The 15,517-nt window shown below is 71.0% G+C and carries 17 protein-coding genes and 1 pseudogene; all 18 read right to left on the reverse strand.

The features are described 5' to 3' along the window. Window positions 1-7: 7 nt before the first annotated feature. The 18 genes and pseudogenes from ACRAWB_RS17675 to ACRAWB_RS17760 all read right to left on the reverse strand — a co-directional run bounded on the left by ACRAWB_RS17675 (window position 8) and on the right by ACRAWB_RS17760 (window position 15,500). Window positions 8-550: a hypothetical protein gene (locus ACRAWB_RS17675; protein ID WP_431354556.1), complete on the reverse strand. Its 543-nt coding sequence runs from the start codon at window positions 548-550 to the stop codon at window positions 8-10. After that, complete coding sequence (locus ACRAWB_RS17680; RefSeq protein WP_431354557.1) at window positions 543-1,862, reverse strand: dihydroorotase; 1,320 nt, start codon at window positions 1,860-1,862, stop codon at window positions 543-545. The genes ACRAWB_RS17675 and ACRAWB_RS17680 overlap by 8 nt, the downstream gene beginning before the upstream one ends. A gap of 1 nt (window position 1,863) precedes the next feature. Continuing rightward, window positions 1,864-2,832 (reverse strand): aspartate carbamoyltransferase catalytic subunit, encoded by a 969-nt coding sequence (locus tag ACRAWB_RS17685; protein ID WP_431354558.1) that lies wholly within the window; start codon window positions 2,830-2,832, stop codon window positions 1,864-1,866. Beyond that, window positions 2,829-3,389, reverse strand: a complete 561-nt coding sequence (gene pyrR, locus ACRAWB_RS17690) for a bifunctional pyr operon transcriptional regulator/uracil phosphoribosyltransferase PyrR (RefSeq protein WP_431354559.1) — start codon at window positions 3,387-3,389, stop codon at window positions 2,829-2,831. The genes ACRAWB_RS17685 and pyrR overlap by 4 nt, the downstream gene beginning before the upstream one ends. Window positions 3,390-3,487: 98 nt before the next feature. Continuing rightward, entirely contained in the window at window positions 3,488-4,201 is a 714-nt protein-coding gene (locus tag ACRAWB_RS17695; RefSeq protein ID WP_431354560.1) for a DsbA family protein, read from the reverse strand. Next, entirely contained in the window at window positions 4,198-4,626 is a 429-nt protein-coding gene (nusB, locus tag ACRAWB_RS17700; protein WP_431354561.1) for a transcription antitermination factor NusB, read from the reverse strand. Before nusB ends, ACRAWB_RS17695 begins: the two co-directional genes overlap by 4 nt. After that, window positions 4,627-5,190, reverse strand: a complete 564-nt coding sequence (efp, locus tag ACRAWB_RS17705) for an elongation factor P (protein WP_064109199.1) — start codon at window positions 5,188-5,190, stop codon at window positions 4,627-4,629. A 70-nt stretch (window positions 5,191-5,260) separates the two neighbouring features. Then, window positions 5,261-5,698 carry a type II 3-dehydroquinate dehydratase gene (locus ACRAWB_RS17710; protein ID WP_431354562.1) on the reverse strand — a complete coding sequence of 146 codons (438 nt, stop codon included), beginning with the start codon at window positions 5,696-5,698 and terminating at the stop codon, window positions 5,261-5,263. A gap of 1 nt (window position 5,699) precedes the next feature. Next, window positions 5,700-6,083, reverse strand: a complete 384-nt coding sequence (locus ACRAWB_RS17715; RefSeq protein ID WP_431354563.1) for a hypothetical protein — start codon at window positions 6,081-6,083, stop codon at window positions 5,700-5,702. Next, window positions 6,080-7,156: a 3-dehydroquinate synthase gene (aroB, locus tag ACRAWB_RS17720; protein WP_431354564.1), complete on the reverse strand. Its 1,077-nt coding sequence runs from the start codon at window positions 7,154-7,156 to the stop codon at window positions 6,080-6,082. The genes ACRAWB_RS17715 and aroB overlap by 4 nt, the downstream gene beginning before the upstream one ends. Then, window positions 7,153-7,667: pseudogene (locus tag ACRAWB_RS17725) on the reverse strand (shikimate kinase). Before ACRAWB_RS17725 ends, aroB begins: the two are co-directional and overlap by 4 nt. 4 nt (window positions 7,668-7,671) lie before the next feature. Continuing rightward, a complete protein-coding gene (aroC, locus tag ACRAWB_RS17730; protein ID WP_431354565.1) occupies window positions 7,672-8,880 on the reverse strand; it encodes a chorismate synthase in 1,209 nt (402 codons plus the stop codon). Between the two features lie 41 nt (window positions 8,881-8,921). Then, window positions 8,922-10,052, reverse strand: a complete 1,131-nt coding sequence (locus ACRAWB_RS17735; RefSeq protein ID WP_431354566.1) for a shikimate dehydrogenase — start codon at window positions 10,050-10,052, stop codon at window positions 8,922-8,924. Then, the gene (gene mltG / locus ACRAWB_RS17740; RefSeq protein ID WP_431354567.1) at window positions 10,045-11,565 is read right to left on the reverse strand and encodes an endolytic transglycosylase MltG; all 1,521 of its coding nucleotides are present in this window, start codon (window positions 11,563-11,565) and stop codon (window positions 10,045-10,047) included. Before mltG ends, ACRAWB_RS17735 begins: the two co-directional genes overlap by 8 nt. A gap of 112 nt (window positions 11,566-11,677) precedes the next feature. Then, window positions 11,678-12,145, reverse strand: a complete 468-nt coding sequence (ruvX, locus tag ACRAWB_RS17745) for a Holliday junction resolvase RuvX (RefSeq protein WP_431354568.1) — start codon at window positions 12,143-12,145, stop codon at window positions 11,678-11,680. A 6-nt stretch (window positions 12,146-12,151) separates the two neighbouring features. After that, on the reverse strand, window positions 12,152-14,809 hold the full coding sequence (alaS, locus tag ACRAWB_RS17750) for an alanine--tRNA ligase (protein WP_431354569.1): 2,658 nt from the start codon (window positions 14,807-14,809) through the stop codon (window positions 12,152-12,154). 42 nt (window positions 14,810-14,851) lie between these two features. After that, entirely contained in the window at window positions 14,852-15,043 is a 192-nt protein-coding gene (locus ACRAWB_RS17755) for a hypothetical protein (RefSeq protein WP_431354570.1), read from the reverse strand. A gap of 79 nt (window positions 15,044-15,122) precedes the next feature. After that, complete coding sequence (locus tag ACRAWB_RS17760; protein WP_431354571.1) at window positions 15,123-15,500, reverse strand: DUF948 domain-containing protein; 378 nt, start codon at window positions 15,498-15,500, stop codon at window positions 15,123-15,125. Window positions 15,501-15,517 lie beyond the last annotated feature (17 nt).

Genomic DNA, 15,517 nt, shown 5'->3' on the forward strand with positions numbered 1-15,517 from the left:
GAGCACGTCACACCTCCTTGTCGTTCGGGCGGGGCGCGCCCGCCGCGTCCGGAGCATCCGCTCCGGGGACGATTTCATGGATGGCCGCGGTCAACTGCGCGCGGCCGGCCGGGTCGACGACCCGGAAGTAGCTGTCGGCGGCCGTGCCGCCGCTGGTGGTCCACCCGAGGCGGAGCAGGCCGTCGCGCTCGACCGCACGGTCGATGGCGACGCTCGCCGCGCCGACGCCCGTGACGACGGCGGCCGGGATGAACACCGGCGTCTCGCCGGTCACCGCGATCGCGACGCCCTCCGGCCGTACCGTCACGACGGCCTTGCCGCGGAACGCGAGCCCCGGGAGCGCCAGGCGTTCGAGGTGCTGGCCGGCCTTCGTGGTGGCGACGTACAGGGCGTCAGCCTCGGCGGTCGGCGCGCTCAGCGTCCCGGGCGTGGTGTAGCCGGCGCCCGCGCCGCTGTCGCGCCGCACACGGCGCCGCCAGCCGACGACCGCGAGGACGAGCACGATGACGACGACCGCGAGGATGCCGAGGGTGGGGAGCAGCTTATCCACGCGCGCCCACCTCCTCCGCGTCGCGCACGGCGCCGTCGAGCACGGTCGGACGGCCGTGGTGGAAGGTCGCGACGGCCCGTCCCGGGAGGGTGAGGCCGAGGTACGGCGAGTTGACGCCCTTGCCCGCGAGGTCTCCGGTCGAGAAGGTCCGGGACACGGTCGGGTCGTACAGGAACAGGTTCGCCGCGGCTCCCTGTTCGAGCGGGCCGCCGTGGCCGTCGAGTCGCCCGATCCGGGCCGGAGTCACGGAGAGCACGCGGGCGACGTCTGTCCAGCCGAGCATCCCGTTGTCGACCACACTCGCCTGGACCACCGACAGCGCGGACTCCAGGCCGACCATGCCGAACGCGGCGGCATCCCACTCGCAGTCCTTCGACTCGACGGGATGCGGAGCGTGGTCGGTGGCGACGATGTCGATCGTTCCGTCGGCGAGGCCGGCGCGCAGCGCCTCCACATCCTCGCGGCGGCGGAGCGGCGGGTTGACCTTGTAGCGCGCGTCGTAGCCGGAGGCCAGCTCCTCGGTCAGCGCCAGGTGGTGCGGCGTGACCTCGGCCGTGACGTCGATGCCGCGGGCCTTGGCCCAGCGGATCACGTCGACGCTGCCCGCGGTGGAGACGTGGCAGACGTGCAGGCGGGAGCCGACGTGCTCGGCGAGCAGCACATCCCGGGCGATGATCGACTCCTCGGCGACCGCCGGCCAGCCGGCCAGTCCCAGCTCGCCGGACAGCTCGCCCTCGTTCATCTGGGCGCCCTCGGTGAGCCGCGGCTCCTGCGCGTGCTGGGCGATCACTCCGTCGAATGCCTTCACGTACTCCAGCGCCCGGCGCATCAGCAGCGGGTCGGAGACGCACTTGCCGTCGTCCGAGAAGACACGGACACGGGCGCGGGACGCGGCCATCGCGCCGAGCTCGGCAAGCCGCTCCCCCGCGAGTCCGACGGTCACGGCGCCGATCGGGCGGACCGTGGCGTAGCCGGCGGCCTCCCCCAGGCTCAGCACCTGCTCCACGACACCCGCGGTGTCGGCGACCGGCGACGTGTTCGCCATGGCGAACACCGCCGTGAACCCGCCCGCCGCGGCGGCCCGCGTGCCGGTCAGCACGGTCTCGCTCTGCTCGTAGCCGGGCTCGCGCAGGTGCGTGTGCAGGTCGACCAGGCCCGGCAGCGCCAGGAGGCCGTCGGCGTCGATCCGGGTCGCGCCCACGGCGCTCAGCCCGCTGCCGACCTCGGCGATCCGGCCCTCGTCGACCAGCAGGTCGGCACGGGAGCCGTCGGCCAGCGTCGCGCCGACGATCAGGAACTTCTCCACACTCACCTCACACCACCTGCCCGCTACCGCTGCCGCTGCCGCTGCCGCTGAGCAGCAGGTACAGGGCCGCCATCCGTACGGAGACACCGTTGGCGACCTGCTCCCGGACCGTCGAGCGCGGGGAGTCCGCGGCCGCGGCCGAGATCTCCAGCCCGCGGTTCATCGGTCCCGGGTGCATCACAATGCTATCGGCCTTGAGACGGCCGAGCCGTTCCTCGTCCAGTCCCCAGGTGCGCGCGTATTCGCGGGAGTTGGGGAAGAACGCGTCGTTCATCCGCTCGGCCTGGATGCGCAGCATCATCACCACGTCCGCTCCGTCGGCGATCGCCTCGTCGAGGTCGTAGCGCACGCGGACGGGCCAGCCGTCGATGCCGACCGGGAGCAGCGTCGGCGGCGCGACCAGCGTCACGTGGGCTCCGAGGGTCTGCAGCAGCCACACGTTCGACCGCGCGACGCGGGAGTGCAGGATGTCGCCCACGATCGCGACGGACACTCCGGCGAGGTCCTTGCCGCGCGACGCGGAGCCGTGCAGCCGGCGGCGCATGGTGAATGCGTCCAGCAGCGCCTGCGTCGGGTGCTCGTGCGTGCCGTCGCCCGCGTTCAGGATGCCGGCGTCGATCCACCCGCTCGTCGCGAGCGTCTGCGGAGCGCCTGAGGAGCCGTGGCGGATGACCACCGCGTCCGCGCCCATCGCCTGCAGCGTCTGTGCGGTGTCCTTCAGGCTCTCGCCCTTGCTCACGCTGGAGCCTTTTGCGGAGAAGTTGATCACGTCGGCCGAGAGCCGCTTGGCCGCGGCCTCGAACGAGATGCGGGTGCGGGTCGAGTCCTCGAAGAACAGGTTGACGACCGTCTTGCCCCGCAGGGTCGGGAGCTTCTTGACCTCGCGCTCCTGCACGTCCGCCATGTCCTCGGCGACGTCGAGCAGCTGGATGGCGTCGTCGCGCGACAGGCCGCGGGTGGAGAGGAGGTGCCTCATGCGTCCACCCCCGCCGGCTCCTCGATGGTCACCGACTCCTCGCCGTCGGTCTCGTCGAGCCGCACGTAGATGCGCTCGGAGGCCGCCGACGGCAGGTTCTTGCCCACGAAGTCGGCGCGGATGGGCAGCTCACGGTGGCCGCGGTCGACCAGCACCGCGAGGCGCACCGCCCGCGGGCGGCCCAGGTCGCTGATCGCGTCGAGCGCGGCACGGATGGTCCGGCCCGAGAAGAGCACGTCGTCCACCAGCACCACGGTCTTGCCGTCGATCGGCCCGGGCAGCGAGGTCGGCTGCGGGGTGCGGGTGGGGTGGCGCGACAGGTCGTCGCGGTACATGGTCACGTCGAGCGCGCCCACGATGTCGGCAGGCGAATGGACCGCCGCCGGTTCGATGCGCTGGATGTTCTCGGCGATCCGCCGCGCGAGCACGACGCCGCGGGTCGGGATCCCGAGGATCACCAGTTCGTCCGTTCCCCGATTGGACTCCAGGATCTCGTGGGAGATCCGAGTCAACGCCCGGGCGATGTCAGCCTGTTGCAGCACGGTGCGCGCTGTCATGCCGACCTCCTTCCCCGCCTCACAGGACGGCTCTTAAAGGATGCCTACGACCACCACCCTACCAGCCGCCGCCGAGGGCGCCGGCAGCCGCGCGCGGGTCAGTGGTCGTTCAGGAACGTCGTGAACGCCTTCTTGTCGCTCACGCCGCCGGGATACTGCTCTCCGTTCACGAGGACGGTCGGGGTGCCCTTGATCACGTCCAGCACCTTCTTGCCGTCGACCACGATCGGGCCCTTCTGGGAGTCCTTCGTGTTCTGCTGCGCCCAGGCCTGGTACGGTCCGCTGTCGGCGAGGCAGGCGGAGATGTCGCCCGCGCCCGCGGCGCTCGCCCGCTTCGCCAGCTCCTTGTCCGTCAGCCCGTCGGAGTTCTCCTCCGGCTGGTCGGTGAACAGCGCCTGGTAGAACGGCAGGACCGCGTTCTCGTCCGTGACCGCGACGCACGTCAGCGCGGCGGCCGCGCGGGTCGAGTAGCCCGTGCCGTTGGAGAGCGCGTCGAGGAACGTCAGCGGATGCAGCCGCAGCGTGATGTCCCCGTTGTCGACCGCGTCCGCGAGCGTCGTGCCGTTGGCCTGCTCGAACGCGCCGCACACCGGGCACATCGCGTCGAACCAGATGTCGACCTTCTTGTCGCCGCTGCCCGCGACGATGAAGCCGCCGTCGAAGTCGACGGCGCCGTCGGTGCCCTTCGGGGGCGCGTCCGTCGCGACCGGGACATTCGACGCGCCGCCGAGCAGCGAGCATCCCGCCGCCGCCACCGCGACGCCGACGGCCAGCGCCACGGCCGCCGCGATCCGGCGCAGGCGGGCGCTCATCCGCGGTTCGCCGTGCCGTTGGCCTGGGCGATCTTGGCGAGGAGGCCGTTCACGAACCCGGCCGAGTCGTCCGTCGAGAGCACCGTCGCGGCCTCGACCGCCTCGGAGATCGCGACGCCGTCCGGCACCTCGTCGTTGTACAGGACCTCCCAGACGCCGATGCGCAGGATGGCGCGGTCGACGGCGGGCATGCGGGCGAGCGTCCACCCCTGGGCGTACGTCTCGATCTGCTCGTCGATCTCGTCCTGGTGCTCGATGACCCCGTCCAGGATCTCGCGGGCGTACAGCCACGACGCCTCGCGGGCGGGCTGGGACGCCGCGCGCTCGGCCTCGGTCGCGAGCGCCTGACGCAGCGGCGTCTGCCGCAGGTCGGCGCTGTAGAGGACGTCGAGGGCGCGCTTACGGGCCTTGGTGCGCGCGCTCATCTAGTCGTTGACGCGGCCGAGGTAGTCGCCCGTGCGGGTGTCGACCTTGACCTTCGTGCCGGTCTCGAGGAACAGCGGGACCTGGATCTGGTAGCCGGTCTCGACGGTCGCGGGCTTGGTGCCGCCGGTCGAGCGGTCGCCCTGGAGGCCCGGCTCGGTGTAGGTGATCTCGAGCACGACGGAGGCCGGGAGCTCGACGTAGAGCGGCGAGCCCTCGTGCAGCGCGACGGTCACGTTCTGGTTCTCGAGCATGAAGTTGGCGGCGTCGCCGACGACCGGGCCCGGGATGGTGATCTGGTCGTAGTCGGAGGTGTCCATGAAGACGAAGTCCGCGCCGTCCTGGTACAGGTACTGGTAGTCGCGGCGGTCGACGTTGGTGATGTCGATCTTGGCGCCGGCATTGTAGGTGCGGTCGACCGTCTTGCCCGTGGTGACGTTCTTGAGCTTGGTGCGGACGAACGCACCGCCCTTGCCCGGCTTGACGTGCTGGAACTCGATCACGGTCCAGAGCTGTCCGTCGATGCTGAGGACGACGCCGTTCTTGATGTCAGCGGTAGAAGCCAAGAGGATGTTCCGTTTCGTTGGGTGAGAGAAAGATGCGGGGAGCGCAGAAGGCCCCAGAAGATTCTAGACGTCAGCGCCGGTTTCGGCGAATGAACGCCAGCGCCAGCCGGTACGACTCGAAGCCGAAGCCCGCGATGACGCCGGTGGAGACGGCGGTCAGCACGCTGGTGTGCCGGAACTCCTCGCGGGCGTGCGGATTCGACAGGTGCACCTCGATCACGGTGCCGCCGGCCTTCGTGACGAGCGACACCGCGTCCCGCAGCGCATACGAGTAGTGCGTCCACGCGCCGGCGTTCAGGATGACCGGCGCGCCGGAATCCGCGGCCTCGTGCAGCCAGCCGAGCAGCTGCGCCTCGTCGTCCGTCTGGCGCAGGTCGATGGTGTCGTCGCCCGCGTCCTCCTGCAGCACGGCGCGGAGGTCGTCGAGCGTCCCGGAGCCGTACACGTCGGGCTCCCGGGTGCCGAGGCGACCGAGGTTGGGGCCGTTCAGGACCAGGATGTCGGCCACGTCACTCCTCCCCGTCCTTCAGCGGGCGCACGCGCACCGCCGACCAGGTCTCGTCGACCGCGATGTTGCTGACCCCGCGCCAGCCGTAGGCACGCGCCTCTCCCGCGACGACGTCCCGGTTCACGTCGGCGCGGCCGCCCTTCGGGTACACCACCCAGACCGCGCGGGCGCCGGCTGCCACGGGCAGCTGCTCGGCGTAGCGCGCCAGCAGCTCGTCGCGGGTGCGCACGACCGTCGCGACGACCGCGGCGTCGGCGACCTCCGCGACCGTCGCTCCCTCCGGCAGCGGGCCGAGCAGCGCGCGGTCGTCGCCGTCGGCGGTCACCAGCGCGACGCCGTCGCCCGGCTTCGCCTGGAACCGCTGCAGCACCGTCTTCTCGGTCACGAACCCACCTCCTGGTATGCGGCGAACAGCAGGCTCTGGTCCGGGCCGGCCAGCACCGTCGGGCGCGCCACATCGTCGAGCACGATGAATCGGAGCATACTGCCCCGCGCCTTCTTGTCGCGCTGCATGGTCGCGAGGAGCGTCTGCCAACGGCCCGCCGGGTAGGAGACCGGGAGGGTGAGGGATTCCAGGATGCGGCGGTGCCGCTCGACGACCTCATCGCTCAGCCTCCCGCTCAGCCGGGCGAGCTCGGCCGCGAACACCATGCCGACCGAGACGGCCGCGCCGTGGCGCCACTGGTACCGCTCGGCGTGCTCGATCGCGTGGCCCAGGGTGTGGCCGTAATTCAGGATCTCGCGCAGCCCCTGCTCGGTGAAGTCCTCCCCCACGACCCGCGCCTTGATGCCGATGGACAGCTCCACCAGCCGGCGGAACTCGGGGCTCTCCGGGTCGGTCGCCCGATCGACATCCGCTTCCAGGATGTCCAGAATCTCGGGCTCCGCGATGAAGCCGTACTTGACGACCTCGGCGAACCCGGCGAGCAGTTCGTTGCGCGGGAGCGACGACAGGGTGTCGAGGTCGCAGATCACCGCGGCGGGCGCATAGAACGCGCCGACGAGGTTCTTTCCCTCGGCGGTGTTGATGCCGGTCTTGCCGCCGACCGCCGCATCCACCATCCCGAGCAGCGTCGTCGGCACCTGGATGAGCTTCACGCCACGCAGCCAGGTCGCCGCGACGAAGCCTGCGAGATCGGTGACCGCGCCGCCGCCGAAGCCGATCACCGCGTCGGAGCGCGTGAAGTCGGCCTGCCCCATGATCTGCCAGAGGAACGACGCGACCTCGACGCGCTTGGCCGCCTCCGCATCCGGGATCTCTGCGAGCAGCACCTCGTAGCGGTCGACCAGCGACTCGCGCAGTTCGGCGGCCGCCGCGCCCAGCGTGGGCTGGTGCACGAGCAGGATCTTCCGAACGCTGGTGCCCAGGTAGGGCTCGAGGCCGAAACGGATACCACGGCCGACGACGACCGGGTACGGCTCCCGTCCGGTGACGATGATCTCGGTGGCGTCGGTCATGCGTGTCCTTCCGTGGCGCCGTCGCGGACCCAGGCGGCGATCTCCGCCGCGATGGTGTCGATCGGGCGGGTCGAGGTGTCGGCCGTGTAGTCGGCGAGCGACTGGTACAGCTCGCTGCGGGAGGCGACCAGGCGCTTCCACGAGTCGAGGTCGGTGATGAGCGGGCGCTTGCCGTTGGTGATCCGCGCGGCGATCGCCTCCGGCTGCACGGTCAGCAGCACGACGCGGGCCTCGGCGAGGTCGGCCTGCGTGGCCGGGTCGAGCACCGCTCCCCGCCCAGCGAGACGATGCCGGGGTGCCGCAGCGCGTCGGCGACGGCCGCGCGCTCCCGCTCGCGGAAGTAGGGCTCGCCGTGGGTCGCGAAGATCTCCGGGATGGGGCCGTGCAGCGCGACGACGACCGCGTCGGTGTCGACGAACGGCAGGTGCAGGAGCTTCGCGAGCCGCTTGCCGACGCGCGACTTGCCCGCCGCCGGCGGACCGATCAGCGCGATCGTGTCGGGCGACGTCACGGCGTCAGGCGTAGGGCGCGTGGACGCGCTCTGTGGTGAGGTTCTGCGGGATCGCGTCGAGGTAGCCGCGCAGGTTGCGCGCCGTCTCGGCCACGGAGTCGCCGCCGAACTTCTCGAGCACCGCGTTCGCGAGCACGAGCGCGACCATCGCCTCCGCCACCACGCCCGCGGCGGGCACGGCACAGACGTCCGAGCGCTGGTGGTGCGCCGGCGCGACTTCGCTGGTGGCCACATCCACGGTCCGGAGCGCGTGCGGGACGGTCGCGATCGGCTTCATCCCGGCGCGGACGCGGAGCACGCCGCCGGTGCTCATGCCGCCCTCGGTGCCGCCCGCCTTGTCGCTGGTGCGGACGATCGTGCCGTCCTCGGCCAGCAGCTCGTCGTGCGCCTCGGACCCACGGCGGGTGGTGGTGAGGAAGCCGTCGCCGATCTCCACGCCCTTGATCGCCTGGATGCCCATGAGCGCGGCCGCGAGCTGCGCGTCGAGCTTGCGGTCCCAGTGGACGTGCGACCCGAGCCCCGGCGGGAGACCGTAGGCCAGAACCTCGACGACGCCGCCGAGGGTGTCGCCGTCCTTGTGGGCGGCATCCACCTCGGCGACCATGCGCTCGGAGGTGGCGGGGTCGAAGCAGCGCAGCGGATCGGCGTCGAGCGTGTCGACGTCGGTCGGGCGCGGCAGCGGAGCGTCCTCGGGCACGCGGACCGGGCCGATCGAGAGCGTGTGGCTGACCAGGGTGATCCCGAGCTCATTGAGGAACGCCTTCGCGACGGCGCCCAGCGAGACGCGCGCGGCGGTCTCACGGGCGCTCGCGCGCTCCAGGACCGGACGTGCCTCGTCGAAGCCGTACTTCTGCATGCCGACGAGGTCGGCGTGGCCGGGACGCGGACGGGTCAACGCGGCGCCGCGGCCCGAGTTCAGGACCTCGGGGTCGACCGGCTCGGCGCTCATGACATCCACCCACTTGGGCCACTCGGTGTTGCCGATGCGGAGCGCGATGGGGCTGCCCATGCTGAAGCCATGGCGCACACCGCCGGAGATGTCCAGCGCGTCCTGCTCGAACTTCATGCGCGCGCCGCGGCCGTAACCGAGCTTGCGGCGCGCGAGGTCGGCGCGGATGGCGTCGAGCGACACCGGGACCCCGGCGGGCAGACCCTCCAGGACGGCGATGAGTTCGGGACCGTGGGATTCCCCGGCCGTGAGCCAACGAAGCATGCTTCGATTCTGGCATATCGGCCGGTGGAGCTCGGCCGCTCTCAGTCCGTCAGCAACTCACCCTGTTCGTCGATCCCGACCGCTTCGAGCATGGCGGCGAGCACGCCCGGCTCGTCTTCCAGGGGCTGCAGCGGGTCGCCGGAGACGAAGACGCGGACCTGCAACAGCGCCTGGTGCGCCAGCATGGCGAGGCCGGACACCGCGCGGCCGCCGACGGCCTCCCACTGACGGGCGAGCGGAGTCGGCCACGGCTCGTACGCCACATCGAACAGCATGGAGCGGCGCCGGGTGGAGTCGGTGTAGACAGCCTCCGTCGTCGTGCCGCCCGGCAGCGTGCTGATCACGAGGTCCGGGACGTCGAGCGATCGGTCCGCCTGGGAGAACGGACGAATGCGGACGCGCAGGCCGAGGTCGTTCGCCAGCGGCTCGATCCAGGCGCTGCGGGCCAGGTCGCGGACGTACACGTCGACGCGCTCCGCGCCCAGCTCGGCGGCGGCGACGAGGGCGGACGCCGCGGTCGCTCCCCCGCCCAGGATGTGGACGTACCGCGCCTCCTGGAGACCCGCGGCCTGCAGCGCGCGGACGATCCCGGCCACGTCGGTGTTGAAGCCGCGCAGGTCCTCGCCGTCGAGCAGGACCGTGTTGGCGCCGCCGGTCTGGTCGGCGATCCGGTCGGTCTCCGTGAGGAGCGGGAGCACGGCCTTCTTCAGCGGCATGGTCAGCGACAGGCCGCGCCACTCCGGGCCGAGTCCGTCGATGAACGCCTGGAGGCCGTCCTCGGTGACCTCGATGGCCTCGTACGACCAGTCGAGCCCGAGCGCGTCGTAGGCAGCGCGGTGCAGTTCGGGCGAGCGGGAGTGGCCGATCGGCGAACCCAGCACCGCGAGACGGCGGCTGGGAGCCTTGGATGTGCGGGGCGTCCCCTTCTTGGCCGCTTTTTCGGCGGCGGGCGCAGGCGCAGGTTCGGGCTCCGGCTCCGGCTCGACGTCGTCGCTGTCGTCCGGCTCCTCCCGCTCAGCCGCCTCCTCGGCCTCCGCGACCGCAGCCTCCTCGGCTTCCGCCTCGCGCTCGGCCTCCACGAGCTCGGCGATCAGCGCTTCGGCCGACGCCTCGGAGACGCCGTCCTCCACGCCCAGCTCGTCCTTCGTCGGTCGCTTGCGGGGTTCAGCCATAGTTGGGGTTGTCCTTCATCCACTGCTGCCACTTCTCCACCGCGGCCTCGTGCTCCGCCTGCGTCGTCGAGAAGATCGTCTCGCCGGTCTGCAGGTTCCAGGTCACGAAGTACATCCACGGGCCGTCCGCGGGCTTCTGCACCGCGTTGATCGCCAGGTCGCCCGGGTTCGAGATCGGGCCGACCGGGAGGCCGGGGTGCACGTAGGTGTTGTACGGGTTGCCGGCGTCGGCGCGCTCGGCGTCGGTGGTCTCGACGCGGTCCGTGTGGCCGGTGCCGTAGGCGACCGTCGCGTCGGACTGCAGGTCCCAGCCCTGCGCGATGCGGTTGAGGAAGACGCGGGCGACCTTGGGGTAGTCGTCCTTCAGCCCGGCCTCGCGCTGAACGATGGAGGCCAGCACGACCGTGTTCCAGCGGTTCGCCGGGGCGACGCCTGCCTCATCGAGCGACTGGAACATCCGGTCGACCATCGTCTTGATCGCCTGCTGGGCGGTCGTGCCCGGCGCGAACGTATAGGTCGCAGGGAACAGGAAGCCCTCGAGCGACTTAGCCTGCGGCGGCAGCCCGTAAGCGGCGGGGTTCGCGGCGGCGGCCTGGAGGTCGGCCAGCGGGATCTTCGTGGAGTCGGCGACCGTCTGCAGGATGTCCTTCTCGACCGTCCCCTCCGGGATGACGGCGGTGTTCTCGACACGGGAGGCGGGATCCTGCAGCGCCGCGAGGGCCGCGGCCGCGCTCATCTTCTTGGCGAGCTTGAAGACGCCCGGCTGGAACTCGGGCTCCGGCTTCTGCCGCAGCAGCAGCGTGTAGAAGGCCTCGTAGGTCTTCACCACGCCCGCCTTGGCGAGCTTGTTCGCGATCGCCGAGCCGTCGTCGCCGGACGCGATGGTGAACATGACCTCGCCCGACCCGTTGCCCTTGTAGTCGTTCTCGGGCGGGAAGAGGGCGTTCTGCACCTTGGCGATCTGAGGCTGGAAGATGGCGTAGGCGCCACCCGCCATGCCGCCGAGAACCGCGAGGATGACCACGGTGACGATGAGCCGCTTGACCCAGCGGCGCTTCTTCGGGGGCTCCTCGTGGGACAGGTAGTTCTGCTGCCGCCAGACGAGGGGGTGCTCGTCCTGGGCTGACGCGTCATCGGTGTCCAGCACGCCGAAGAGAGTACGCGCAGGATGGTCGTGGTGCGAGTGCGAGCGCTCGTCCACCCCGTGACGGGCGGCGGCGCCGACCGGCTGCGGCTCCTCGACCTGTGCGACCGGACCGGTGACCACGGCGTCGAAGTCGAGCCCGGCGAGGGCGGCGACGTCCGCCGGCGACTCCTGCGTCGGGGTCGGGGATGAGATGGGCGAGCCGTCGTTCAGGGACCAGCCTGCGGCGGACGGCGACCCGGCGGCCGACACCGGCTGCGAGGGCACGTGCGGTTCCCCCGGCTGCTGCAGCTCCCCCTGCTCCTGCGGCTCGCCGACCTGGCCGCGCTCCTCCGCCTCGCGGGCGGCGCGGGCCTCGCGGCGGGTCATATGCGGACGCTGTCCGTCACCGGGCGCCTCGCCGGGCTGCGGAACCGCCGGCGGGCGGTTCACGGCCGGGAACGAGGGCGGCTCCGGCCGCTCCTGGGGGTTCTGAGACAAGCTAGTGTCCAATGCTCGTTTCGACGGGATCGCCCGGCGGACGGCCGGTGGCCCGTTCCGCGTCGAGGGCGTGCTGCAAAATTATCGTGGCGGCGACCTGATCCACGACCGGACGCGCCTTCTTCGTGTTCCTGCCCGACGCCCGCAGCGCCTGGGACGCCGACACTGTGGTGAGCCGTTCGTCCACCAGTCGTACCGGAACACCCGCCTCAGCCGCCAGCGCTTCGGCGAAACCGATCGCGTCGCCGGTGGAGGCGGTGTGGGCGCCCGAAAGCGCCAACGGCAGTCCGACGATAATCTCGAAGGCTCCGAGTTCCCCGACGATCTCGGCGATCCGGCGCCGATCCACACCGTCTTCGGAGCGTGCGACCGTCTCGACCGGGGTCGCCAGCATCCCGTGGAGGTCGGACCGGCTGACGCCGATCCGGACCTTTCCCACGTCGATACCGACGCGCACCCCGCTGCGCATCGGGTGCTACCCGATCGCCGAGACGACCGCACTCAGCGCCGCCGGGATCGCGTCCGCGTCGGTGCCGCCGCCCTGGGCGAGGTCGGCTTTGCCGCCGCCACCGCCGCCGAGCACGCCGGCCGCGGTCTTCGCGAGGGCGCCGGCGTTGACGCCGGCGTCGCGCGCCGCCTGGTTGGTGCCGACGATCACGACCGGTTTGCCCCCGGCGCGCGCCGCGAGGGCGACCGCCGCCGCGTCGGATCCCAGACGCTCGCGGACCGTGGTGACCAGCAGCCGCAGGTCGTCGGCCGTGTTCAGGCTGCCCGCATCCTCGGCGACCACCGTCACGGCGCCGCGACGCGTCGCGGACTCGAGCAGCGAGGGCACCTTGTCGAGCACCGCGCGCGCCTCGAACGCCTGGATGCGCTTCTCGGCCGCCTTGAGGTTCGCCATGAGATCGGCGATCTTCTCGGGCAACTGCTCGCGCGGCGTCTTGAGCGAGCTGGACAGCTGGGACACGATGGTGCGCTCCACCGCGAGGTCCTTGAACGCCTCGAGGCCGACCAGCGACTCGACGCGTCGATTCGTCGAGCCGACAGACGACTCGCTGACCAGGTTGATCATCCCGATCTCGGAGCTCGTCGACACGTGCGTGCCGGCACACAGCTCGCGCGACCACGGGCCGCCGATGTCGACGACGCGCACGACGTCGCCGTACTTCTCGCCGAACAGCGCCATCGCGCCGAGCGCCTTGGCCTCGGCGAGCGGCAGCTCGCGGGTGGTGACCTCGAGGTTCTGGCGGATCGCGTTGTTCGAGATCTCCTCGATCTCGCTGCGCGTCTCAGCCGAGAGCGCCTGGTTCCACGAGAAGTCGAGACGCAGGTAGCCGGCCTTGTTGTACGAGCCGGACTGGTGCGCGTTCGAACCGAGCACCTGTCGGAGCGCCGCGTGGATGATGTGCGTGCCGGAGTGCGCCTGGCGCGCGCCGCGGCGGTAGTCCGCATCCACGATGCTCGTCGCGGGCGCGCCGACGCCGACCTCGCCGCTGCGCACGAGGACCTTGTGGCTGATCAGGCCCTTCACGGGCTTCTGCACGTCGAGCACGTCGAGCTCGTAGCCGGGACCGACGATCGTGCCGGCGTCCGCATCCTGACCGCCGGACTCGGCGTAGAGCGCGGTGGCGCCGAGGATGATCTCGGCCACCTGGCCCTCGCGGGCGCGATCGACCGAGTTGCCGTCGACGATCAGGCCGAGCACGCTCGACTCGGTCGTGAGCTCGGTGTACCCGGTGAACACGGTCTCGCCGAGCGACCGGAACGAGCTGTAGACCGACAAGTCGGCCAGCGCGGTCTTCTTCGCCTTCGCGTCGGCCTTCGCGCGGGCGCGCTGGTCGGCCATGAGCTTGTCGAACGCGGTGCGGTCGACGCTGAGGCCGGCCTCCTCCGCCATCTCGAGCGTCAGGTCGATCGGGAAGCCGTACGTGTCGTGCAGCAGGAAGGCGGTGTCGCCAGCCAGCTGCTTCCGGCCGTCCTTCTGCGTGTTCGTCACCGCGGTGTCCAGGATGCTGGTGCCGGCCGCGAGCGTACGGAGGAAGGTCTCCTCCTCGGCGTACGCCAGCTGCGAGATGCGGTCGAACTCGGTCGCGACCTCGGGGTACGCCGCCTTCATCGCGTCGCGCGACACCGGGAACAGCTCCGGGAAGGTGGCCGTCTCGACGCCGAGCAGCCGCATGGAGCGGATCGTGCGGCGCAGCAGGCGGCGGAGCACGTAGCCGCGGCCCTCGTTCGACGGGGTCACGCCGTCGGTCATGAGCATCAGCGCGCTGCGTACGTGGTCGGCGACGACGCGCAGGCGGACGTCGTCCTCGTGCGCCTCGTTGCCGTAGGGCTTGTTCGCCAGCTCGGCCGCGCGGTCGAGGACCGGCCGCACCTGGTCGATCTCGTACATGTTGTCGACGCCCTGCTTGATGAACGCGACGCGCTCCAGCCCCAGGCCGGTGTCGATGTTCTTCTTCGGCAGGTCGCCGAGGATCTCGAAGTCCTTCTTGCCGTCGCCCTCGCCGCGCAGGTACTGCATGAAGACGAGGTTCCAGATCTCGACGTAGCGGTCGTCGTCGGTGGCGGGGCCGCCGTCGATGCCGTACGCCGGTCCGCGGTCGAAGAAGATCTCCGAGCAGGGGCCGGCCGGGCCGGGCTGACCGGTCGACCAGTAGTTCGTGTCCTTGCCGAGGCCCTGGATGCGCTCCGGCGGCAGGGTGGAGACGCGCTCCCAGATCTCGCGTGCCTCGTCGTCGTCCTCGTAGACGGTGACCCAGAGGTCCTTCGGGTCGAAGCCGAGTCCGCCCTCGTCCTCCGACGTGGTCAGCAGCTCCCACGCGAACGTGATCGCCTGCTCCTTGAAGTAGTCGCCGAACGAGAAGTTGCCCGCCATCTGGAAGAAGGTGCCGTGACGCGGGGTCTTGCCGACCTCCTCGATGTCGAGCGTGCGGATGCACTTCTGGACGCTCGTGGCGCGCGGGAACGGCGCGGGCACGACGCCCGTGAGGTACGGCACGAAGGGCACCATCCCGGCCACCGTGAAGAGCAGCGACGGGTCGTCGCTGACCAGGGAGGCGGAGGGGACGACGGTGTGGCCGCGCTGCGCGAAGAAGTCGAGCCAGCGGCGGTGGATTTCAGCGGTCTGCATGGGTTCCGGTCGATCGAGGTGTGCGAAAAGGAGAAGGGGGCGTCAGTCGCCCTGGATGGCCGAGCGGATCTCGGCCTCGCGCTGGCGGTAGCCATCGGTCACGGCGTCGCCGAAGTCGCGCGCCTTCCGGTCGATGTTGCTGAAGAATTCACGACCCTTGGGGGTCTCGTTCACCTTGTGGGCGACGGCGAGGCCGATGCCCACGCCGATGAGCAGCCACAGGAAACTCTTCATGCTGATCCTCCCTCTGCGGATGGGGCCCGGCGCGGACGCCCGGCGCACCCGATCAAGTCTAGTGGGAGGAGCCGGAGCGTTATCGGGATGCGGACTTCTTCGAAGCGAACCCACCGGCGGCCTTGAAAGCGGCACGGGCGGCGGCGCTGAAACCGGCCAGTTTGATCAGCGGACCGCCGACGGTCGCCGCGAAGAGCGCGACGAGCGAGGACACGTTCCCGGTCACATCCGCGACGTTCTTGGTGATCACGTCGACGCGGGCGAGCTGCTTGTTGGTCTCCTGCAGCGTGGTCGCCGTCTCGTCGAGGATCGGCGTGATGCCGTCGCTCGCCTCTTTGATGGCATCGCGCGTCGAGTCGAGCACGCGCCCGAGCTTGATCAGCGGGATGGCGATGAAGCCGACGAGGACCGCGAACACGACGGCCGCGATCAACCCCGCGATGTCTCCTCCGGACATGTGCGCTCCTTCCATTC

The organism is Leifsonia poae (assembly GCF_050632865.1).
GTDB lineage: Bacteria > Actinomycetota > Actinomycetes > Actinomycetales > Microbacteriaceae > Leifsonia > Leifsonia poae_B.